Origin of the sequence: Melittangium boletus DSM 14713 (assembly GCF_002305855.1) — a bacterium.
Classification (GTDB): domain Bacteria; phylum Myxococcota; class Myxococcia; order Myxococcales; family Myxococcaceae; genus Cystobacter; species Cystobacter boletus.
In genome coordinates, this window is sequence record NZ_CP022163.1 from 1 (window position 1) to 22,586 (window position 22,586).

Here is a 22,586-nt window from a genome sequence, read left to right on the forward strand (position 1 = left end):
GTCCACCTTTCCAGGTGGTTCNGCTAACAGNACAAANGGTCCTACCGTGGACCCGCAACCCCGATGCCATTTTCATGACACCGGTTTAGGCTCCTCCCATTTCGCTCGCCGCTACTCTGGGAATCNACTCGTTGTTTTCTTCTCCTCAGGGTACTGAGATGTTTCACTTCCCCTGGTTCGCTCCTTCGGCCCTATTTATTCAGGCCGAGGTAACGNGGCTTTCACCTCGCTGGGTTTCCCCATTCGGACATCTCCGGCTCAACGTTCGGTTGGCAACTCCCCGGAGCTTTNCGCAGCCACCCACGTCCTTCTTCGCCTCTTGGCACCTAGGCATCCACCGCACGCCCTTAGTAGCTTACTTACCTGAATCTCTCAGAAGCCCGCCTCCCGGCGGTTTCCTTGGTTTCGAGACCAGGCTCCAGGCCCCGACTCTTCGTCGCGGACCCGAAAACTTCACTTGCTTGAGTGCGTGAGCTTCGTGCCGCCGGGCCGCTCTCGCAGCCTGACTGCCTCCCGCTTCACGCAAGAACTTCTCAGCAGAAATTGATTCTACCCTTCGTATGCACTTGTCAAAGAACGCTTCCGACGTGTTTCCATGTCGGACAACCTGTGGAGCTGGACGGGATCGAACCGACGACATCTAGCTTGCAAAGCTAGCGCTCTCCCAACTGAGCTACAGCCCCAGTAATGTGTCGTAGGCACCCACTTTGCCGGCCGTCTTCGCGTCACCCCTCCTCCCCTCTTGGGAGACTGGTGGGCCTAGGTGGACTTGAACCACCGACCTCGCGCTTATCAGGCGCGCGCTCTAGCCAGCTGAGCTATAGGCCCAGTGGATTTCCCTCACAGCGTCCAATTCTTTCAAAGAACCGAGCCCCTTCGGCTCAGCCTCTCAAAACCAGACAGCAAGCCCTCGACAGTATTGCAGAAACGTTGACCTGGTCGACCTCGGCCACCGAAGTGGCTGGTACACCCTGTGGCGCCGAAGCGCTCACCGTGTACCCGGTCTCCTTAGAAAGGAGGTGATCCAGCCGCAGGTTCCCCTACGGCTACCTTGTTACGACTTCACCCCAGTTACCGACCACTCCTTGGGCACCTCTTGGTGAGATGACTTCTGGAGCAATCGACTCCCATGGTGTGACGGGCGGTGTGTACAAGGCCCGGGAACGTATTCACCGCAGCGTGCTGATCTGCGATTACTAGCGATTCCGCCTTCATGGAGTCGAGTTGCAGACTCCAATCTGAACTGAGACCGGTTTTATGCGATTAGCTCCCTCTCGCGAGTTGGCAACGCTTTGTACCGGCCATTGTAGCACGTGTGTAGCCCTGGTCATAAAGGCCATGAGGACTTGACGTCATCCCCACCTTCCTCCGGTTTAACACCGGCAGTCCCTCTAGAGATCCACTTGCGTGGCAACTAAAGGCGAGGGTTGCGCTCGTTGCGGGACTTAACCCAACATCTCACGACACGAGCTGACGACAGCCATGCAGCACCTGTCTCTCGGTTCCCTTGCGGGCACCCCCTCATCTCTGAGAGGTTCCGAGGATGTCAAGACCAGGTAAGGTTCTGCGCGTTGCGTCGAATTAAACCACATGCTCCACCGCTTGTGCGGGCCCCCGTCAATTCCTTTGAGTTTTAGTCTTGCGACCGTACTTCCCAGGCGGAGAACTTAATGCGTTAGCTACGGCACCGCGGGGGTCAACACCCACGACACCTAGTTCTCATCGTTTACGGCGTGGACTACCAGGGTATCTAATCCTGTTTGCTACCCACGCTTTCGCGTCTCAGCGTCAGTCACCGTCCAGGTGGCCGCCTTCGCCACCGGTGTTCCTCCCCATATCTACGAATTTCACCTCTACTTGGGGAATTCCGCCACCCTCTCCGGCACTCAAGCTCTGCAGTTTCGAACGCACTTCCTCGGTTGAGCCGAGGGCTTTCACATCCGACTTGCAAAGCCGCCTACACGCGCTTTACGCCCAATAATTCCGAACAACGCTTGCACCCTCTGTATTACCGCGGCTGCTGGCACAGAGTTAGCCGGTGCTTCTTCTCCCGGTACCGTCAAGCCCCTGAGTATTAGCCAGGGGGTTTTCGTCCCGGTCGAAAGTGCTTTACAATCCAAAGACCTTCATCACACACGCGGCGTTGCTGCGTCAGGCTTTCGCCCATTGCGCAAAATTCCCCACTGCTGCCTCCCGTAGGAGTCTGGACCGTGTCTCAGTTCCAGTGTGGCTGATCGTCCTCTCAGACCAGCTACCCGTCGTCGCCTTGGTGGGCCATTACCCCGCCAACTAGCTGATGGGCCGCGGGCTCATCTGGGTGTGATAGCTTGTATACAGAGGCCACCTTTTCCCTCAAGAGCCGAAGCTCCCGGGGGCTCATCCGGTATTAGCCAATCTTTCGACTGGTTATCCCAGACACCCAGGCAGATTACCCACGTGTTACGCACCCGTGCGCCGCTCTACTAGGATTGCTCCATTCGCGCTCGACTTGCATGTGTTAGGCACGCCGCCAGCGTTCGTTCTGAGCCAGGATCAAACTCTCCAATTGAATTTTTGAAGGGTTGAACCGGCTTGGCCAGGTCCCGGCTAAGGGGTTGCCTGACTTCGCTGTTCATCGGAGTCCTGCCAATCGACTCTCGCCGACTCGCCTTCGGACTCCGTTACTGCCAAGAATTGACTGCGGTTTCCGCAATCTGTCTTCTTTGGGCTTGCTATCTGGTTTTCAAAGACCGAACCGCTTGTCGCGGGCTTGCTGCTGTGCTACCATCGGCTTCGCCTTTCGGCGCCGTCCCGCCTTGCTGCGCGGGCTGCCTTCTCTACTTCCGAACCGGCTCGACTGTCAAGTCACCGTTGTGACTTCGTCTTCCCCGCTTCGCTTCGTCTCGAAGTCCGCTTTCGCTTTCTTCTTCCGAAGGGGCGCGGAACCTACTGCCTTTCCGCTTCCGCTGTCAACTCGCTTCGTCGACTCGTTTTTCCTGCTGCCCGTCCAGCGTCGCTTGCGCGGCCTTTTCGGTTCAGCGGGAGGCGGCTTCTATCACCGCCGCCATTCGAGTCAACTTCGTTTCGTTGACGTCTTATTTCCTCTGTCCCTGCTGCGTCCGGAGGTCCCCACCGCCAGTGCGGTTTCGCCTTCCCGTCCGTGGGGGCGCGCCTTCTAGCCCCGCGCCCTCCTCCGTGTCAACTCCCTTCGTTGACTCCGGTGCTTCCCCCTCCCGGCCGACTGTCGCCTGCGCGACATCCGCTTCGCTCGGGGGACGCGGCTTCTACCACCACCGCGTTTCGAGTCAACCCCACTGCGTCGACTCTTTATTTCTCTGGGCCTCGAACGCCGTCCCACCGCCAGCGCGGTTTCGCCTGCCCGTTCGAAGGGGCGCGGCTTCTACCACTCCCTCAACGGGTGTCAACCCCGCTGTCAGTTGGACCTGACGCCCAAGGCCGGTTACCCACCTCGCTCGGAGAGCCCTCGCCGAACTGAGCCGTGCATGCCGGATTGCTCGGCAACCAAGCGAAAAGGGCCATCAGGGCCTGTACGGGGCTCCTTCTCCAGTGCCTCCACCACCTGCCCAGCATCCCCCCTGAGCAACATTCGCGAGCTAAGTTCCCCCTATGCGACTGCTCCTCAACCTTCTTTGGATCGTATTCGGCGGATTCATCATCGCGCTCGAGTACCTGCTCGGCGGACTCCTGCTCTGCCTCACCGTCATCGGCATCCCGTTTGGCGTCCAATGCTTCAAGCTCGCGGGGCTCGGGCTGATGCCGTTTGGCAAGGACATCGTTGACGCTCCGGGGAGCAGTTCCATCGGCTGCATCCTCAACGTCTTCTGGCTCCTCGTCGCCGGTATATGGATCTTCCTCAGCCACATCGGGCTCGCCCTGGGATTGGCGGTGACCATCATCGGCATCCCCTTCGCCATCCAACACGTCAAGCTCGCCCTGCTGGCCCTCGCCCCCTTCGGCAAGATCGTGCGCCCTTCATGAGCACGTCAGAAGGCCACACCGAAAGCCAGTCGAGGAGTGGGGACGATCTCCACTCGGAGTGCCCCCTCCTGCGGTGACTCCAGGTCGGGAATCGAGCGGTACTGGGCGGAAAAGCCCGCCGAAAGCGTGAATCGGTCGAACAAGACCAGGGTCCAGCCAACGCTCCCGCCCAGTCCCAACCCAAGCCCTCTCCGCTTCACGTGGTCCTGAAAACGGAGTTGGTAGTTCACGCTCAGTTCAGGCCCGAAGAAGATGCCACTTGGGGCGGTTCCCAGTACGAAAAGCCGGGTTCCCAGCGTTCCCGCGAGCCCTAGCGCCCACGCTTCTGGTGTGCGGCCGTACGAAAACTCCGGCGCCGCATACAACGAGAGCCGTCCGCCAATCGCCCGTTCGTACTCGATTCCCAGTTGGGCGTGCCTGAGGGCCAGGGGGTTGACGGTGAACGTATTGCGCGCCCCCAGATCCTCCTCCTCTTCTTCAGGGGGCGGCGTGGGCTTGCCCAGATTCGAGAACCAGCTCCGCACCCGCGTCAGCACGTCATCATTCGCCAGTGCCACTCGCGGTATGAGGACCCACAACAAGGAGAAGAGGCTCAACACGGTGCGAGACATGGGGCGCTCATGGGCCAGCAAGGTGGGCTCCCGCTATCATCGAGCACCCAGGCGACCACCTCAAGGGGTGCTTCACCATCGGCCGGCCTGTCCGCTACGTCCGACCCCTCCTCATCACACCCACTCCGTGCCGCGACTGCTCGTTTCGGTCGGCAGTGGTACCCTGGCCTATACCGCCCCTCGTGGGCTCCACCGACTCCCAAGGCCTGAATCAGGCGCTCCCGGAGTCGACCCTCGCGCGCCCCCATGGCCATGCAGCCCCCTCCTGCTTCATCCTCCCTGGCCCGCTCGACGCTCATTCACATGGGCGTGCGCATCGCGTTCATCATCGCGCTGACCACCTTCTTCAGCTACCTGCAGATCTTCAACTCCGCCCGTGATTCAACGCTCATCCAGTTGGAACGCAGCGTGCTGGAGCGCGCACAGCGAGAACAAGCCATCTTCGTGCTCGCGGAGGACAACCACGTCTTCCTCAAGAAGATGTTGAAGGAGCGGGTGCTCTTCTGGCGCCAGAAAGATCCTCGCGCCGCCTTTGACCGGCTGTTCGTCTCCTTGCCGGACGGCACCACCCGCAGCCGGCTCGAGGGCTTCGATGGCACCCGGATGCCCTGCCTCTTCGTCCCCCAAGGGCTGGCCGTCGATCCGGACCTCCAACGCTGGCTGCTCGCCTCCCACGACGTGCTGTCGCAGTACGCCCCCGCCTTCCATGTGCGCTTCACCGATACGTACATCACCCTGCCCGGAGGCGCGGTGGTGCTGTACTGGCCCTCCCGTCCGCACTGGTGCCATGAGGCCACACCCACCTTCAACGTCACTGACTACGAGTTCTACACGCTCAGCACTCCCGCGCAGGATCCGCAACGGAGGACCGTCTGGTCCGGCATCATCGGAGATCCCGTCGCGCACACGTGGACGGTCTCGGCCTCCACCCCCGTGGACATGGACGGCCGCCACTCCGCGACCCTCACTCACGACATCCTCATCCAGGAGTTGATGGAGCGCACCACCAGCGACCACCTGCCCGATACCTACAACATGCTCTTCCGCGACGATGGACAGCTCATCGCCCATCCCGAGCTGAACATGGAGGGGGCCGAGACCAGCTACAACCTGCTCAGCGGCATCCATCTGCCCGATGCCCCGTTCAAACAGTCCGACTCCACCGCGCTGCGCCTCCACCTGAACTCCATCTTCAAGCAACTCCGGCGTACCCCCGAGGCACACACGATGCGGATTCCCGAGTCCGGTGAGTACGCGGCCATGGCCAAGCTCACCGGCCCCGGCTGGAACTTCGTGACCCTCCTGCCCGAGAAGGTCGTGTCCAAGACCGCCCTCGGTGCGGCCAAGTACGTGTTGGCGTTCGGCGTCGTGTCGCTGCTCCTGGAGCTGGGCATCATGTACTGGGTGCTCAAGCAGAAGATCTCCCGGCCCCTGTTGTCCTTCAGCGATGCCGCCGACTCCCTCGCCTCGGGTGACTTCAAGGTCGGGTTGGACCTCACCCGCCGCGACGAGCTGGGTCGGCTGGCCCACGCCTTCCAGCGCATGGCCATCGAGTTGCAGCGGCGCGAGGACGCCCTGCGGCAAGCCAACGAGGGACTTGAGCAACGGGTGGAACACCGCACCCAGGAACTGCAGGACGTCCACCGACAGCTCATCGAGACCGCCCGGCAGGTGGGCCGCGCCGAGGTCGCCACCAACGTCCTGCACAACGTGGGCAACGTGCTCAACAGCGTCCATACCTCGGCGGTGATCGCACGAGAACGATTGTCCGGATTGAAGCTGGAGAGCGTGGAGAAAGTGGTCGTCCTGCTCGAGGAACATCGGACCAACCTCGCGGCCTTCCTCACGAGCGACGAGCGGGGACGCAATGCCCTCCCCTTCCTCTCCCGGTTGGGCAAGCACATGCAGGAGGAACGCGAGGAGATCAACGCCCTGCTCAATGACGTCAGCCGGTACACCGAGCACATCGGCGCCATCGTCAAGCTGCAGCAGCACTACGCCCGCACGCCCCAGCACCTGTACGAGCCCGTCAATCTGGCGGAGCTCGTCGAGGACGCCTTGCGCATCAACCAGGCCGCGCTCGGCCGCCACTCCGTCCGCGTGGAGAGCGATCTGGAGGCCCTGCCTCCCATCATGACCGAGAAGCACAAGGTGTTGATGATCCTGGTCAACCTCATCAGCAACGCCAAGTACGCCCTGGAATCCATTCCCGAGGAGCAGCGCTGCATCACCGTGATCCTTCGCCGCCCCCAAGAAGATCGCATCCTCCTGACGGTGAGGGACAATGGCATCGGCATCGCGCCGGAGATGCTCACGCGCATCTTCCAACATGGCTTCACCACCCGCGAGGAAGGACACGGCTTCGGCCTGCATTCCAGCGCCCTCGCGGCCCAGGAGATGGGCGGCTCACTCACCGCGAGCAGCGAGGGAGTCGGCCGCGGTGCCATGTTCACGCTCGAGCTGCCCATCCATCCAGAACCCCTCAACACCCAGGCCAAGGCGTAACAGCGCGGTGGGCGGCCCCCCTTCCGGGCTGATAAGACCCCCGCTCATGACGGACAAGACCATCATCGAGGGGCTTCAAGGACTGAGGGCCGCCGCCGGACGCACACTCGGCAGTTCCGGATGGAAGACGCTCACGGATCAGGAGATCATCCGCTTCGCCGAGGCCACGGGCGATTTCCAGTGGATCCACGTGGACCGCGAACGGTGTGAGCGGGAGTCTCCCTTCGGCGTGCCCGTCGCCCACGGCTATTTCAGCGTCTCGCGCATCGCGGGTCTGTTCTTCGAGGCCGTGGAGATCCGAGGCTTCCCGCTCGTCCTCAACTACGGCTTGAACAAGGTCCGCTTTCCCGCTCCCCTCGAGTCCGGAGCCCGCTACCGGCTGACCCTCGAGCTCAAGGAACTCAAGGACCTGCCCAAGGGCGTCGAGGCCCTCCTGCTCGCGAACATCGAGATCGAGGGCTCGTCCAAGCCCGCCTGCGCCGCGGAGGTGCTCTACCGCTTCCTGCTCGGATGAGGCCCGATGGGCGGAGGGTACATCACCCTATCCCGGATCCCGTCCATGGACGGGCAGGCTCAAGGTGAAGGTCGTGCCCACGCCCAGCTCGCTGCGCACCTGAATCCCTCCCCCCATCTTCTGGATGATGGACAGGCTGATGGACAGCCCGAGTCCGGTTCCCGCCCCCGCCGGTTTCGTGGTGAAGAACGGCTCGAAGATGTGCGGCAGGACGTCGGGAGGAATGCCCGTACCGGAGTCCGAGATCTCGATGCGCGCCCAGTCTCCATCGCGCAGGGTGACGACCCGGAGCACCTGGTCTTCCGGCTTCCCGGAACGCATGGCGTGCACGGCGTTGACCACCAGGTTGAGGAAGACCTGGCTGAGCCGCCCCTCGCTGGCGGGAATCAGCGGCAGCGCGCTGTCATAGCGCTTGTCCACCCGAGCCACGTGCTTGAGTTCGCCGTGCGCCATGCGCAACACGACGTCCAGGCACGCGTGCAGATCCACTGGCGCCAGTTCCTCACCCGCCGTGTGCGAGAAGAAGCGCATGTCGCGCACGATGTCCCGGACGCGTCGGCCTCCGGACAGGGACTCGGCCAGGATGTCCTTCAGCTCGGCGAGCGTATCGAGCACTCGCGACGGCACGCCCGGCAGGGGCTCCAACGCCTGCGCCAGCTCGTCACGGCACTCCTGGAGATAGGTGAGGTTGGAGAGCACGTACGCCATGGGGTTGTTGATCTCATGGGCGATGCCCGCCGCCAGCGCGCCCATGGAGGCGAGCCGCTCGTTCTGGATGGCCTGCTGCTCGAGCCGCCACTTCTCGGTGACGTCATGGCCGACCACGAGCAACCGCCGGGTGTTTCCCGTCACCTGGAGCGAGGCGGCCAGGTCCAGCATCAGCCGGCCTCCCTTGGGCGATTCCAGCACCTGACTCTCGAGCCGCACCGTTCCCACCACGCGCAAATCCCTCAGCGCCCGGCGCAACGGCTCACGACTCTTCTCTGGCGCGAACGTTTCGAAGGAAAGGCCCCGCAGGTCATCCTCGGAGGCGCCCATGAGACGCAGCGCCACGGGATTGAGGTCCAGCACGCTGCCTTCCTCGTTCAGCAGGAAGACGGCCTCTCCCGAGTTCTGCATGAGGTGGTGGTTGCGAAGGTGAGCCTCGCGGATCTGCGCTTCCAGGTTCGCCACGTGGCGCTCCACGAGCAGCTTCGCATCCTGCACCGCGGCCTGCTGCCGACGGCTCTCACTGATGTCCGCGTAGATGCCCACCATGCCCCTCACCGAGCCATCCGGATGCTTGAGCGGTACCTTGCTCGTCAGCACCCAGGCCTCCTCCCCCGAGGCGCGGTGCAGGGGTTCCTCGAAGGACAACTTGGGCTGACCCGATTCCATGATCGCGAAGTCGTCCCGGCGATAGGCCTCGGCTTGAGCACGCGGCATGGGCAGTTCCAGATCCGTCTTCCCCAGGACTTCCTCGGGCGTGCCCAGCCCCAGGTCCTGAGCGAACCGTGGGTTGGCCCCCAGGTAGACGCCGCGGCGATCCTTCCAGAAAATCGAATACGGAATGTGCGTGAGGATGCTGCTGAGCAGCGCCTGCTGCTCACGGAGTTGTCCCTCGATCCGCTGGCGCTCATCCATTTCCGCCCGCAGGCGCACGTTGAGCGCACGCATGTGCTCGTGCGCCCGTGCCAGCTCCTCGTTGCGCGCCCGCATCGTGTTCATCTGCGCGCGCATGCGCATCAACAACTCGACCTGCCGCTTGAGCCCCAGCAGGCTGTCGCGCTGGGCCTCACTCAGGGTGCGCGAGCGCTGATCGATGACGCAGAGGGTTCCCAGGAAGAAGCCGTCCTCCGTCTGGAGGGGCGCCCCCGCGTAGAAGCGGATGAAGGGATGGCCCAGGACCAGCGGATTGGTGGCGAAGCGCTCGTCGGCCCGTGCATCCTCGACGAGGAAGATCTCGCCGCGCTCGATGGCGTGGGAACAGAAGGAGATGCAACGATCCGTCTCCTCCACACCGGGTAGCCCCACGTTCGCCTTGAACCACTGCCGATCCCGGTCCACCAGGCTGATGAGCGCGATGGGCGTGCCACAGGACTCGGCGGCGAGCCGCACGAGGTCGTCGTACTCCGGCTCGGGAAGCGTATCGAGGAGGCCGGTGCGCGCGAGGGCTTCGAGTCGTTGGCTCTCGTCGACGATCGGCGGAACAGGAGGAGTCATAACCTTGGCGAGAAGAGAACGCCGTCGAGACATAGGAACGCAGCCCTTCACCAAGACAATCCGTTGGACCTAAAAAAGGACCTTCGGACGACCAATGCACGGTGGGTCACCCCGACATACAAGCGGACTGTCCGGTAAGGGATGGCGTCGCATGTTAAGTGCCCACTATCCTTCAGTCCACGTGGTGCCTCGTACGCCGGTCAACGGAGGGTCACGCGCGCGTCACCGTCTGAAAGACAGGCGTTGAAGGGGTTCCCCCATCGGCTCAAGGTGCTCCGGCCAACGCCGCGTACTACCGCGCTGACTCGAGAGGACGCCACCATGAACCGCAGGGAATTCCTCGAAGCCACGCTCGCCCTGATGGTCGCCTCCAATGCCATCGCCGCGAGCAAGCCCCCCTCCGCCCGGGAAATCCCCCGCCGCAAGCTGGGGCGCACGGGCGAACAGGTGTCCTGCATCGGACTGGGTGGCGCCCACATCGGCCGGCAGAAGGACGAGGCCGAGAGCATCCGCATCATCCGGCGCGCGCTCGACAACGGCATCAACTTCCTCGACAACTGCTGGGACTACAACGAGGGACAGAGCGAGCTGCGCATGGGCAAGGCCCTCCAGGACGGCTACCGCGCCAAGGCCTTCCTGATGACGAAGATCGATGGCCGCGACAAGAAGACCGCCGCGGCGCAGATCGACGAGTCGCTCCAGCGCTTGCGCACGGATCACTTGGATCTGCTGCAGTTGCACGAGATCATCCACGACAACGATCCCGAACGCTCCTTCGCGCAGGGCGGCGCCATCGAGGCCATGGAGGAGGCACGCAAGGCGGGCAAAGCGCGATTCCTGGGCTTCACCGGCCACAAATCACCCGCCATGCACCTGCGCATGCTCGAAGCCGCCCAACAGCACGGCTTCCGCTTCGACGCCGTGCAGATGCCGCTCAACGTGCTGGATGCCCACTACGATAGCTTCGAGAAGCGCGTGCTTCCCGTGCTCGTGCGCGAGGAGATCGCCGTGCTCGGCATGAAGCCCCTGGGGGGCTCCTTCATCCTGCAGAGCAAGGCGGTGACCGCTCCCGAGTGCCTGCGCTACGCCCTGTCCCTGCCCGTGAGCGTGACCATCACCGGAATGGACTCCCTGGCTCGGGTGGATCAAGCCCTGAAGGTCGCCCGGGATTTCCAGCCCCTGTCGGAGAAACAGGTCCAGGCATTGCTCGCCAAGACCGAAAAAGTGGCGAAGGACGGAGCACTCGAGAAATACAAGACGAGCATCCACTTCGACGGCACGACCAAGCATCCTGAATGGCTGGGGTAGTGCCCACGACACGCACAAGGAGACGACATGGCCGAGGGACGTAAAGGACGGGAGATCCACCTGAAGTCTCGCCCGCAGGGAGAGCCCACGCAGTCCAACTTCGAGCTGGTGGAGGTGACGATCCCCGAACCCGCCGAGGGACAGGTGCTCGTGCGCAACCACTTCATGTCCGTGGATCCTTATATGCGGGGCCGGATGAACGACACCAAGTCCTACGTCCCGCCCTTCCAGCTCGGCCAGGCGCTGGATGGAGGCGCGGTGGGCCAGGTGGTCCGCTCGCGCTCGCCCGCGCTCAAGGAGGGTGACTTCGTCGTGGGCAGCGGCGGCTGGCGCGACTACAGCGTGGGCAACGCCAAGGGCTACTCCAAGGTGGACCCGAAGCTGGCCCCCCTCCAGGCGTACCTCGGTGTGCTCGGCATGCCGGGCCAGACGGCGTACGTGGGACTGCTCGACATCGGCAAGCCCGTCGCGGGTGAGACGGTGTTCGTCTCCGGCGCGGCCGGCGCGGTGGGCGGGCTCGTCGGGCAGATCGCCAAGCTCAAGGGCTGCCGCACCGTGGGCAGCGCCGGCTCGGCCCAGAAGGTGGCGCACCTGCGCGAGAAGCTCGGGTTCGACGCGGCCTTCAACTACAAGGACGGCCCCGCGGCGCAAGCCCTGGACACGCTGTGCCCCGAGGGCATCGACGTCTACTTCGACAACGTGGGCGGCGAGCAGCTCGAGGCGGCCATCGGGAAGATGAAGAACCACGGGCGCATCGCCCTGTGTGGCGCCATCTCCCAGTACAACGCCACCTCGCCCACACCGGGACCCCGCAACCTCATACTCGCCGTGGGCAAGCGGCTCACGCTGCGTGGCTTCATCGTCTCCGACCACCAGGACCGGTACGCGGACTTCCTGCGTGACATGTCCGGCTGGCTGCGCGAGGGCAAGGTGACGCTGGAGGAGACCGTGGTGGACGGCCTGGAGAGGGCCCCCGAGGCCTTCATCGGCCTGCTGCGCGGAGACAACACCGGCAAGATGGTCGTGAGGATCGCGGCGGACTCCGCCGGTTCCTAGACACCCCCGCGTCCAAAGGCGCTACAGTCCGGCGTTCCTCCGCCGCGATGATCCAGCTTCACGCCGTCCACCACCACTTCGGGGAGCGCCCCGTCCTCCAGGGGCTCGACCTGCACCTGACCGAGCGCCGCGTGGGCGTGGTGGGCGGCAACGGTTCCGGAAAGAGCACCTTCGCGCGGCTCCTCAATGGCCTGCTCGTGCCCGAACGAGGACGCGTGCTCGTCGACGGGCTCGATACCCGCACCGACGCGCGCGCCGTCCGCCGTCAGGTGGGCTTCGTCTTCCAGAACCCGGACAACCAGATCGTCCTGCCCACCGTCGAGGAGGATCTGGCCTTCGGCCTCAAGAACCTGCGACTGCCTCCCGCGGACGTCTCCGCGCGTGTCACCGCCGCCCTGCGCCGCCATGACCTGGAAGCGCTTCGCCACCATCCCGCCCACCTGCTGAGCGGAGGCCAGAAGCAACTGCTCGCCCTGTCCAGCGTGCTCGTCATGGAGCCGCGCTACATCGTCTTCGACGAGCCCACCACGCTGCTGGACTTGCGCAACAAGCGCCGGCTCGCCCAGGCCATCCACGCCCTGCCCCAGACGGCCATCGTCGTCACCCACGATCTGGAGCTGCTGCACGACTTCGACCGCGTGCTCGTCTTCGACGAGGGCCGGATCGTCCTCGATGATGTGCCCGCGGTGGCGCTCGAGGCCTACGTGCGGAGCATGGCGTGAGCCTCGGCCTCTACCTGCACCGCGACTCGCCCGTCCACACGGCCTCGGCGGGCGCCAAGATGGCCGGGTTGCTCGGGGCGGGCCTCGGGCTCCTGCTCTTCCCGTCCCCTCCGGTGCTCGGCACCGCGCTGGCCGCCACGCTCGGCCTCTTCGCGCTCGCACGCATCCACCCTCGCGAACTGGCACCCATGGCGCGTCTGCTCGCCTGGATGCTCGTGCCCCTGTTTCTCCTGCATGGGTGGCTGGCCGGATGGGACACCGCGGTGCAGACCGTGCTGCGACTCGCCCTCCTGTTGCTGCTCGCCACGCTCGTCTCCCTCACCACGCGCGCCTCGGACCAACTCGAGACGCTGCAGCGCGCCCTGCGGCCCCTGGCTCGCTTCGGCGTGAGCCCCGCCCGCCTGAGCCTGATGCTGTCGCTCACCCTGCGCTTCATCCCCTTGATGGCCACGTGGGTGCGCGAAGTGCGCGAGGCCCAGAGCGTGCGCGGCCTGGAGCGCGATCCCCTGGCCCTGCTCGTGCCCCTGCTCGTCAAGACGCTGCGCACCGCGGACGCGCTCGCCGAGGCCATCGACGCGCGCTGTTTCGACTCCGAGGACCCTTCGTGAAGACCCGCGATCTCGTCCATGTCGCCCTGTTCGCCGCCCTCGTGGCCGCGCTCGGGTTGCTCCCGCCCTTCCCCCTGCCCTGGCTGCCCGTGCCCATCACCGCGCAGACGCTGGGGGTGATGCTCGCGGGCTCCACGCTCGGGGCGCGCAAGGCGGGCCTGGCCTTGGGCCTCTTCCATCTGCTCGTGGCCGCGGGATTGCCCCTGCTCGCGGGAGGCAATGGCGGGCTCGCCGTCTACCCCGGACCCACGGGGGGCTTCTTCGTGGGCTGGCTGCCCGCGGCCTTCCTCATCGGGTGGCTCACCGAGCGGGCCTGGGCGTCCCTATCAGTGCCGCTCGCCTTCGCCATCAACGTGCTGGGCGGCATCGTCGTCCTCTACGCCGTGGGCATCCCCTGGCTCGCCGTGGTCGCGAAACTGCCGCTCGCCAAGGCCGCGCTCGGCTCACTCGTGTTCGTTCCCGGGGACCTCGTGAAGGCGGCCCTCGCCGCCTCCACCGCCGTCACCCTGAAGCGCGCCTGGCCGCTCATTCCCGCGCCCCGCCCCGCCGAGCCTCCGCCCACCGCCCATCAGTGAACGGGCCCCAGGGCCCGGGAGCCCATCGCTCCCGAGCCCCGTGGATCCACCGCTACGGCGCCTGATGCCCCCGCAGACGCGGTGGCAGGTGCGGCGCGAACTCCGGGTACTGGGGCCGGGGCACGGTGGGTACCCGCTTCATGGTGGTCACCCCCGCCCACCGGCGCACCGTGTCCTGGGCCTGTGTCCGCAGCGGTTCGGGAAGCTGGCTGATGGAAGCGCCGTGATTGCCACCCGGCACCTCGTACACGTACGAGTCCTGGGCGTTCCCGAGCGAGTACGCCGCCGCGCTCCACGGATCCAGCTCTCCGTAGATGAACAACAATCGTTCGCCCTGGGTGGACACCCAATCCTGGATGTCCTGCATCGCCTGGGCCTGGAAGACGAGCGGCAGACCGGGCGGCGAGTAGACCGGCGCGATGTCCGTGTTGGGGAAGTAGATGAGGCTGCCCAGGAAGTCTTCGTAGGGCCGGGGCCAGCCCAGCTCCACCGCCGCCTGGTAGTAGTACGCCGCGAACCGGCCAATGCTCCCGGAGCCCGTGTCGGCGAACGTGGACAGACCCACGAAGTAGTTCATGGCATCCAGCAGGTACTGGTTGCTCGCTTCAGGCCCCAGGAACAGCTCACATTCCGAGGGGTCCGAGTACTGCCAGAAGGCGAAATAGGTTTCGATGACGGCATGCTCCAGCGCCTTGTCCAAGCCGAGCTGGTTGAACGTCTGCCCCGTCCGCGAGGCGTAGTCTCGCAACAGGTCCAACATCTCCGGACGCCGCTCCAGCACCGTGCGCTGGAAGGTGTGGATGCGCTCGCGGCAGGCCGCCTGCTCGGCGCCTCCCACGGCGTCCTGGAAGGCCGGGAAGCGCGCGTCATCCGCTCGTGCGATGGGCGTGACGTACGCCACCGTGCCGTCGATGTCCTGGGGGTAGAAGCGCCGGAAGAACACCACCGCTTCTCCGCCCTTGCTGGCTCCCGTGGACAGCCACCGGCCACCGTAGATGGGTTTGAAGGCCTGGACGACGCGGTGGAAGTCCGCCGCCGACTGCTGGATGGTCAGTTGGCTCCAGTCCGCGGGTGACGGAATGCTCGGAGGGAAGAAGCGATGCTCGATCGAGAGCTGGTTCGCCCCCAGGAGTTGCATCAGCTCGGTCCGGCCCGTGGAGAGATAGTAGCCACTCGTGGAGAGCACCATCGGCGCCGTGTCCGACTTGTGCCACAACGCCAGGCGCTGCGTGAACCGCTGGCATTCCGGACGGTGGTGATCCGCCGGCTGATCGTAGGACATGAGGAAGTAGCGGTAGCCGGAGACCCCGCTGGACCGTTCCTCCACGGTGAGCCCCGGAATGGCACTCAAGCGGACCAGGATGTCCTCCGTCGTGTCCGCGACGACTCGCGCATCCCCTGGGGAAGCAAGGCGCTCGTACAGGGAAGTGGCTCCACCGCACATGGAGCCGCCCCCATCCGTCCCGCCCGAGCCTCCATCCGTTCCCGCGTCGTCCTCTGACTGGCCTCCATCCTCCACCGGAATGCCCGCGTCCGGAATGCCCGCGTCGCCCGTCGGAGAACCCGAGTCCACCGGATCCGGGCTGGGCTCCTTCATGCCGGAGTCAGGACCCTGGACACCCGAGTCCGGCAGCGGGGTGGGTTTGTCTCCTCCGCATGCTGTCTGAACGAGCAGCACGCCCAAGGAGATCAATACGAAGGAACAGCGACTCCAACGGCCACGGGAACTCATGAACGCCTCGATCATTCACACCGGACTCAAGCGAGTCCGTCGAGGCGAACGTACCGCAGACCCGCCGGCTCCAGACTCAGTGACGAGCCGAACCCGGCTCCGACAGCGCCCGGTGCAACTCCGCCGTGGTGGTGGGAGGCAGCACCGCGGCCGCGGCGACGAAGGCCTTGTTCTTGAACGAGCCCGCGACGACCTTGTCCGTGCCCTCCATCAAGGCCTCGAAGCCCTGGCGCGCGACGAGCTCCGGACTGTCCTTCTTGTCCGTGCCGACCCGGGTGTCATCCATGCCCGCGCGGTGGAAGAAATTGGTCTCCGTGGGTCCTGGCAGGAGCGCCGTGACCGTCACCCCGGTGTCCTTGAGTTCGTTGCGGATGGACTCGGCGAAGGACAGCAGGAACGCCTTGGAGGCGGCGTACACGGCCTCGAACGGGCCGGGCATCGTCGCGGCGATGGATGAGGTGAACAGGATGCGGCCTTCGCCTCTCTCCACCATGTCCTTCACCACGCGCTTGGCGAGATGGACGGAGGACGTGACGTTGAGACTGATGAGGTTGAGTTCCGCCTGGAGGTCCGTGTCGCGGGCGAAGTCACCGCCCACGCCCACCCCGGCGTTGATGGCGATCGCGTCCACGGGACGGCCCGCGTACTGGATGCGCTCGTAGAGCTGCTCCACGCCTTCATATCTGGCGAGATCCACCTGCATGCTCTCCACCCGGCCACCCAGGCCCTCCAAGGCCTGGGCCGCCCTGACGATGCCCGGGTCCTCCGCGACCACCAGGAGGTCGAAACCCTTCTGGGCGAACTGCTTCGCCAGCTCGTAGCCAATGCCACTGGAGGCCCCCGTGACGACCGCCAGGGGACGCGTCTTCGTTGTCTCGCTCCGAGCCATGTCCATTCCTCCGTCGTTCTGAGAATTCAGAGACGGCTTCAAGGTTGGGTCACGAACGGGCCCGGACAAGCAGCGCGAGGTGTATCCATCAGAGGATGGAAGCGGTTGGTTGGCTCCCTGCTCAGGAGCGTTCACCCAGAGACGACCACGCCTGGAGCGAGCGGAAGCGGCTGGGGCGCTGAGGCGGGCGGCTCCGAGACCTGACGCAACAACTCGATCAACTGATGCCGACCGTGTGGCAGGGGCGCCTCCGGACCCGTGAGCGCCAGCAGTCGCCGCTGAAGCACCTCCCCCGTGGGGGGCGCTGCGCTTGATCCTGACGCAGCAAATCCATGACGATGGCATCCAACGTGGGGGAGATGCCTGGCACGAGCTCGGAAGGCGCCTTGGGCGTCTGGTAGACGGTGGCGGCCATCAACTCGGCCTCGCTGTCGCCCTGAATGGTGCGCGCTCCGGTGAGCGCCTCATGCAGGGTGAGTCCAAGCGCGAAGAGGTCCGAACGTCCATCCAGGGGCTCGCCGCGGATCTGCTCCGGCGACATGTAACCCGCCTTGCCACGCACCGCATGCGCCTGGGTGAGGGCGACCCGGCTGGCCGCGCGCGCGATGCCGAAGTCCGACAGTTTCACTTCCCCCACGCGTGACAACAGGATGTTGGGTGGGTTCAGGTCGCGATGCACGAGGATCAGGGGCTCGCCGTTCGTGTCCGCGCGGGCGTGCATGTATCCCAGCGCCCCCGCGATCTCCACGCCGATATAGGCCACCACCGCCGGGGGCAGCCGGCGCCCGGGAACGCGCCTGAGCAGCGCGCTCATCGTCAGGCCCTGCACGTACTCCATGGAGAGAAAGACGGCGCCCTGGTGCCTGCCCAGATCGAGCACCTGGACGATGTTGGGATGGATGAGCAGCGAGCCCAATTCCGCCTCGCGCCGGAACAGGGCGAGAAACTCCTCGTTGTCCGCGTACGCGGGCAGCACGCGCTTGATGGCTACCTGCTTCTCGAAGCCGCCCTCTGGGCTGTATGTCGCGCGGAACACCTCGGCCATGCCTCCCACGCCCAGCCGCTCGTGGAGGAAGTACTTGCCCATCACGTCCTTCTCGCGGATGGCGCTCAACGCGGCCTCGGCCTTGCTCACGATGAGCCGCGCCAGGAGGGCCGTCAGCGGCCCATAGGCGAAGAGGAACACACAGCGCAGGCCCACCATCGGCGGCGACAGCGTATTCAAGGCCTCGGGAGGGAGTTTCGGCTGGATGAGCACCAAGTAGATGACCAGGTACTCCAGGGCGGCGAGCGCGGCGGCGAAGTACGCCAGACGCTGGCCCGCCCGGAGCGCGCACACGACGATGAGGGCCCCCCAGATGACCAACGGGGGCGTGGTGAGCGCGTACTCGGGGCCGTGGAAGACCCCGTCCGTGACGAACACGAGCGCGGGGATGGACACGGTGATGGCGCTGTCCACCCACTGGAGCGCCGGGTGGAAGCTGCCCCGGTGCAAGGTCCACAGCGAGAGCGCGTAATAGGCGGCCAGGACGAAGGTCAGCCCCGCGAGCGTCAACGACAGACCCCAGCCAATCATCCCGGAGAACACCAGCGCCGCCACACACCCGAGCGACATGAGGCCGCACATGAACCGGGCGATGGACATCTCACGGGGGACGACGTCTTGATCCAGGTACTCCTGCAACAGCCGGGCGGAGTGCGACGCGGGAGCGACCACAGGGGGCATGGCCCGGCAGTCTAGCTCACACGGAGGCGAGGGGAGGACGGCTCCTCCCCTCTTCGCTTCAGGTCACAAGGACTCGAGGAAGGCGATCAACGCGTCACGGTCCGCCTTCGGCAACGCCTCGAACCGGGCGCGGCTGGCGCTCGCCTCACCCCCGTGCCACACGATGGCCTCGGTCAGGGTGCGGGCGCGGCCGTCGTGCAGGTAACGCACGTTCTGCGCGCCCCCCTGCACATACTTCAGCGAACCCAGACCCCACAGCGGCGCCGTGCGCCACAGGCTCGGGCCCGCCTGGCCTTCCGTCAGCGTGTCGGCCAGCTCCGGACCCATGTCGTGCAACAACATGTTGGTGTACGGGCGGATGGTCTGGTCGCGCAGCTCGGCGAACGGGTGGGTGTTGCCCGTGGTCATCTCCGGTGTATGGCAGGAGGTGCAACGAGCCTCGGCGAAGACGGCACCGCCGCGTGCGATCAGCTGCGGGTTCACGTCGTGCTCGGGCGACACGCGGATGCCCTCGGGATAGCCGCTGCGCAGACTGCGCTGGGCCGGCACGCCGATCAGCGACAGGTAATCCGACATCCGCTGGAGCTCGTCCTCCGACAACGCCGTGGCGCCCGTGGCGCCGTGGCAGTCCGGCGCGCCTCGCTGGCAGCTGTAGGACGGGAACACGGGTGAGGTGACGCCCATGTCCTTCACGAGCGCATCGCCGATCTGATGGCGCAGGCTCGCCTTGGTGGCCTTCCAACCGAAGCGGCCAAGGTGCACCTCGCCGGTCTCGGGGTTGTTCACCCAGTGCGGCACACCGCGCACGCCGTCACCGTTCGCGTCGTTGGGGTCGGCCAGCGCCAGGATGGTGGGCTCGGCCACGGCTTCCAGCAAGCCCATGCCGATGACCTGCGGGGCCTGCCGCACGGAGTAGAGCGACGGCACCGGCCCCTTGAAGGAGTAAACCGGTTTGACCAGTTCCACCTGCTCGCCACCCGCCAGCGTGCGCACCGTCTTGACGTAGGACGCCACGCTGACCGTGTAGTTGGCGGCGGTCGTGGAGGCGGCTTGCTGCTGCACGTTCAGGCCATAGGTGGGGTCGGGCAACACCTTGCCGCTGGCGCCCGCGGCTCCCGTGAGCACGGACAAGGTCTCCAGCCGCGCGCCCAGGGCCGGCACCGTGCTGCGGCCGTTGCTCACGTGGCATTCGATGCAGCGCGCCTGGTTGTAGCGCGGACCCAGTTGCCCCATGTGCGCGGTGAACACCGGATTGGTCGTCGGGTGCTCGGAGTGCTTGCCGTCGGCGAACGAGGTGTGGAACAGACGGCGCCCCTGCACGAACCGCTTGGTGTTGCCGATGCCGATGTTGTTGGCCATCTGCTGGAACACCCGATGCGGCTCTTCCGAGTAGTTGTATGACACACTGGCCTGGCCGCCCAGCAGGGTCGAGTCAGGCAAGGGCTCGGAATCCAGATTGGGCACAATGCCATACCAGGGGCGCATGCCCTTGCCCACCACGTAGAGCTGCTCGAACGAGTAATAACGCTCACCGCCTCCGTCGATGACCGGACTCAGGAGGCGCGGCGCGGGGGCCAGTTCGATCTTGTCGCCAATCTTCAACGGGCTGTGGGGGGACGTGCGCCAATTGGATGTGAAGGACATCATGCAATTGCGCTCGCCGGCGTGGCAGATGGGCTGGTTGCCCTCCAGCGGATTGTTGAAGCCGTAGTTCAACGACCAGCCAAAGTCGCGCACATTGGGGTTGTTGATGTTGCGGAACAGGCTGAAGGTCGTGCCCCGGAACGTGCCATCATTGACGTGCAGGTACACCGAGATGCGCTGGCGCCCGGCGGGCACTTCGTCGCGGATCTCGAGACCGAAGGTCCGGTTCTGGAAATAGAAGGTGGGGAAGGTGAAGTACCGGCCCGGGCCCTGGTCGGGGGCATCCCAGGCCTCGCCCCGCTCACGCGCATGGCGTTCGGTGGGCCGGGCACCCATGAAGGTGACGAGGGTTCCGTCGGGCTCCGTGTATTGGATCTGCTCGACGGGTGCGGTGTCGGCCGCGAACAGGGGGGTGTAGGCAGCCGTCACGCCCGTTCCCGGCGGAGTGGGCTGAGCTGGGTTGCCGCCTTCACTACCGCCACCACACGCCGTCAACGAAACAGCGGCGGCGAATACGGCCGCCAGGGTTGAAGTGGATGGGCAGCCGGATGGTTCAGGGGACGTTGTTGCCGGTGTCCTGGAGTTCAGGGGCGCCTCCTTATTTGGTTTTGGGCAGCACCCCCGTTTATATCCTGACATCACCCACGAAGCGATGGCTTTTGCTTATCGCCTCCCGGAAAAACGCGCCAACCCCTATTTCTCAATACTCAAGATTACAATGACAGTCACGCCGCGCCCGGCATCCGCTCCTTCGCGGCCATCGCGCGCAGGGTCAGACGGATGCCCTCGTCATAGGACGTCTTGCGCACCGTTCCGAGCAACCCTCGCAGTGCCGTGTCATCCAGGAGGACTGGATTCGTGAGCAGGTAGTGCATCTCCACGAGCTCGCGCAGGAACGGATCGCGCAGTCCGAGCAGCCGCAGCATCAGCTTCGACGCCACCCGGAAGCGAGGCGCACGGCCCGCCTCCGCGAAGATGCGCTCGACCAGGGCCCGCTGGGTCGTCGCCCCCGCCCCCGCCAGGTTCCAGAAACGCCCATAGGCCCCCGGCTCGTCCGCCAGCGAGAGCACCACGGGCCCCACATCGGGGACGAAGACGAACTCGTGCGGCACGTCGATGGGGCCCACCAGGTTCGCCGTCCCCCCCGCGAGCGCCGTCTGGAAGGCCGAATACAAGAAGCTCTTGTCCGCCCGGGGCCCGTAGAAGTCGGGCAGACGCAGCACGGTGCCTCGGATGCGTCCAGCGGCATCCGCGGCGAGCACCAGGTCCTCCTGCCGCTTGCGCATCTGCCCCTTGAAGGTGTGCGGCTCTCGCGGATGGCCCTCTCCCACGAGCGCCGTCTGGGGGCGGCCATAGGGGTACACCGTGCCGATGAGCACGATGCGCTCGACCCCCTCCGCGATGGCGGCATCGAGCGTGCGCTGCATCAGCACCGGGTGGAGCCCGAAGTCGTGGTAGGGCACCCCGACGAGGTAGACGAGCGTGTCGACGCCCCGAGCCGCCGCGCGCACCGATGCCGCGTCCTCCGGGTTCCACGTCACCGCCTCCGCCAACGGATCGTTCCCGAACGCGGCCTTCAACCCCCCGAGCGAACGGCCCACCACCCGGTACGGCCGCCCCTGAGCTCGCAAGGCGTCCGCGATGCTCTGTCCGATCGCACCCGCCGCGCCCCACAGCGCCATCTTTCCCATGATTCGCCTCCGTTGTTTTCAGCGTTCAGCTTATAAACACCGTTCAGTGAACGCCGTTCAGATATTGTGACTCGTTCACCAAGTCAAGGAGGACGCACCGCCATGGGGACCGTGGAGCGCCGGGAGCGACAGCGGGCGGAGGTGCGCGCCGCCATCCTCCGGGTGGCGAGGGAGATGGTCGTGCGCGAGGGTTTCGAGGGGCTGACGATGCGCAAGCTCGCCGAGGCCATCGAGTACTCGCCCGCGGCCATCTACCTGCACTTCGAGAATCGGGATGCCATCGCCCGAGCCCTCTGCTTGGAGGGCTTCGAGGAGCTGCTCGCCCGGTTGGAGCCCTTGAGCCACGAGCCCGTCGCGTCCCGGCGACTGCGGTCGCTCGCGGGGGCCTACGTCGGCTTCGGCCTCGAGCACCCGGAGACGTACCGGCTGCTGTTCATGACCGACCCGAAGTACACCACCGACATCTTCCGGAGCTCCGAGGACGCGGGAGGCCGGGCCTTCCAGGTGCTCGTGCGGCTCGCGGAGGACTTGAAGGCACAGGGGGAGACCCCGGATTCACTGAGCACCCTCCCCCTGGCCGAGACGCTCTGGGGCGCGATGCACGGCCTGGTCAGCCTCAAGCTCACCTGCCCCATCTTCCCCTCGTCCTCCGTCGAGGAACTGGTGGACACCCTCACGGCCCTGTGTTCCCGCCAGGGCACGAAGCGCTGAGCCTTTCCACGCCCATCACTCGTTTGTTTCCTGGCACAGACCCGCTTAAACAGGCTATCTGGCAATCCAGGAGAAGCCGTGAATCCACTTTCGCTAAAGGAATGGCTCACGGCT

General features: G+C 65.4%; 16 protein-coding genes, 2 tRNA genes, 1 rRNA gene and 1 other annotated feature. Of the genes, 9 read left to right on the top strand and 10 right to left on the bottom strand.

Going from position 1 to position 22,586, the window contains the following annotated elements:
- Positions 1-361, bottom strand: a sequence feature (23S ribosomal RNA rRNA prediction is too short).
- 249 nt (positions 362-610) lie between these two features.
- The 3 genes from MEBOL_RS00005 to MEBOL_RS00015 form a co-directional block, all read right to left on the bottom strand.
- Positions 611-683: transfer RNA gene (locus MEBOL_RS00005), tRNA-Ala, on the bottom strand.
- Between the two features lie 68 nt (positions 684-751).
- Positions 752-828, bottom strand: a tRNA-Ile gene (locus MEBOL_RS00010).
- 184 nt (positions 829-1,012) lie between these two features.
- Positions 1,013-2,548: ribosomal RNA gene (locus MEBOL_RS00015) — 16S ribosomal RNA — on the bottom strand.
- 1,058 nt (positions 2,549-3,606) lie between these two features.
- Between MEBOL_RS00015 and MEBOL_RS00020 the strand changes: the two genes are divergently transcribed.
- Positions 3,607-3,978 (top strand): YccF domain-containing protein, encoded by a 372-nt coding sequence (locus tag MEBOL_RS00020; protein WP_095975492.1) that lies wholly within the window; start codon positions 3,607-3,609, stop codon positions 3,976-3,978.
- 5 nt (positions 3,979-3,983) lie between these two features.
- Here MEBOL_RS00020 and MEBOL_RS00025 read toward each other — a convergent pair whose 3' ends face one another.
- Positions 3,984-4,589: a hypothetical protein gene (locus MEBOL_RS00025; RefSeq protein ID WP_095975493.1), complete on the bottom strand. Its 606-nt coding sequence runs from the start codon at positions 4,587-4,589 to the stop codon at positions 3,984-3,986.
- Between the two features lie 252 nt (positions 4,590-4,841).
- Here MEBOL_RS00025 and MEBOL_RS00030 point away from each other — a divergent pair, with 252 nt between their 5' ends.
- Complete coding sequence (locus MEBOL_RS00030; protein ID WP_095982477.1) at positions 4,842-7,094, top strand: ATP-binding protein; 2,253 nt, start codon at positions 4,842-4,844, stop codon at positions 7,092-7,094.
- Between the two features lie 46 nt (positions 7,095-7,140).
- Positions 7,141-7,608, top strand: coding sequence for a MaoC family dehydratase (locus MEBOL_RS00035; RefSeq protein ID WP_095975494.1), 468 nt, complete (start codon positions 7,141-7,143; stop codon positions 7,606-7,608).
- A 27-nt stretch (positions 7,609-7,635) separates the two neighbouring features.
- On the opposite strand, the gene MEBOL_RS00040 is transcribed toward MEBOL_RS00035, so the two are convergent.
- Complete coding sequence (locus MEBOL_RS00040; protein WP_095975495.1) at positions 7,636-9,810, bottom strand: PAS domain-containing protein; 2,175 nt, start codon at positions 9,808-9,810, stop codon at positions 7,636-7,638.
- Between the two features lie 321 nt (positions 9,811-10,131).
- On the opposite strand from MEBOL_RS00040, the gene MEBOL_RS00045 reads away from it, so the two are divergent.
- Genes MEBOL_RS00045 through MEBOL_RS00065 form a run of 5 tightly spaced genes read left to right on the top strand, consistent with a single transcriptional unit; the run spans position 10,132 to position 14,079 of the window.
- Positions 10,132-11,118 (top strand): aldo/keto reductase, encoded by a 987-nt coding sequence (locus tag MEBOL_RS00045; RefSeq protein WP_095975496.1) that lies wholly within the window; start codon positions 10,132-10,134, stop codon positions 11,116-11,118.
- A 27-nt stretch (positions 11,119-11,145) separates the two neighbouring features.
- The gene (locus tag MEBOL_RS00050; protein ID WP_095975497.1) at positions 11,146-12,174 is read left to right on the top strand and encodes an NADP-dependent oxidoreductase; all 1,029 of its coding nucleotides are present in this window, start codon (positions 11,146-11,148) and stop codon (positions 12,172-12,174) included.
- 47 nt (positions 12,175-12,221) lie between these two features.
- Positions 12,222-12,896 carry an energy-coupling factor ABC transporter ATP-binding protein gene (locus tag MEBOL_RS00055; RefSeq protein ID WP_095975498.1) on the top strand — a complete coding sequence of 225 codons (675 nt, stop codon included), beginning with the start codon at positions 12,222-12,224 and terminating at the stop codon, positions 12,894-12,896.
- Complete coding sequence (locus tag MEBOL_RS00060) at positions 12,893-13,504, top strand: energy-coupling factor transporter transmembrane component T family protein (protein ID WP_095975499.1); 612 nt, start codon at positions 12,893-12,895, stop codon at positions 13,502-13,504. Before MEBOL_RS00055 ends, MEBOL_RS00060 begins: the two co-directional genes overlap by 4 nt.
- On the top strand, positions 13,501-14,079 hold the full coding sequence (locus MEBOL_RS00065) for a biotin transporter BioY (RefSeq protein WP_095975500.1): 579 nt from the start codon (positions 13,501-13,503) through the stop codon (positions 14,077-14,079). Before MEBOL_RS00060 ends, MEBOL_RS00065 begins: the two co-directional genes overlap by 4 nt.
- A 52-nt stretch (positions 14,080-14,131) precedes the next feature.
- On the opposite strand, the gene MEBOL_RS00070 is transcribed toward MEBOL_RS00065, so the two are convergent.
- The 5 genes from MEBOL_RS00070 to MEBOL_RS00090 form a co-directional block, all read right to left on the bottom strand.
- A complete protein-coding gene (locus MEBOL_RS00070; protein WP_245919313.1) occupies positions 14,132-15,676 on the bottom strand; it encodes a S28 family serine protease in 1,545 nt (514 codons plus the stop codon).
- Between the two features lie 211 nt (positions 15,677-15,887).
- Positions 15,888-16,700, bottom strand: a complete 813-nt coding sequence (locus MEBOL_RS00075; RefSeq protein WP_095982478.1) for an SDR family NAD(P)-dependent oxidoreductase — start codon at positions 16,698-16,700, stop codon at positions 15,888-15,890.
- 217 nt (positions 16,701-16,917) lie between these two features.
- On the bottom strand, positions 16,918-18,426 hold the full coding sequence (locus MEBOL_RS00080) for a serine/threonine-protein kinase (RefSeq protein WP_095975502.1): 1,509 nt from the start codon (positions 18,424-18,426) through the stop codon (positions 16,918-16,920).
- Positions 18,427-18,489: 63 nt separating this feature from the next.
- A complete protein-coding gene (locus MEBOL_RS00085; protein WP_245919316.1) occupies positions 18,490-20,499 on the bottom strand; it encodes a di-heme oxidoreductase family protein in 2,010 nt (669 codons plus the stop codon).
- A 296-nt stretch (positions 20,500-20,795) separates the two neighbouring features.
- Positions 20,796-21,761: an NAD-dependent epimerase/dehydratase family protein gene (locus MEBOL_RS00090; RefSeq protein WP_095975504.1), complete on the bottom strand. Its 966-nt coding sequence runs from the start codon at positions 21,759-21,761 to the stop codon at positions 20,796-20,798.
- A gap of 102 nt (positions 21,762-21,863) precedes the next feature.
- On the opposite strand from MEBOL_RS00090, the gene MEBOL_RS00095 reads away from it, so the two are divergent.
- The gene (locus MEBOL_RS00095) at positions 21,864-22,472 is read left to right on the top strand and encodes a TetR/AcrR family transcriptional regulator (RefSeq protein ID WP_095975505.1); all 609 of its coding nucleotides are present in this window, start codon (positions 21,864-21,866) and stop codon (positions 22,470-22,472) included.
- Positions 22,473-22,586: the final 114 nt, after the last annotated feature.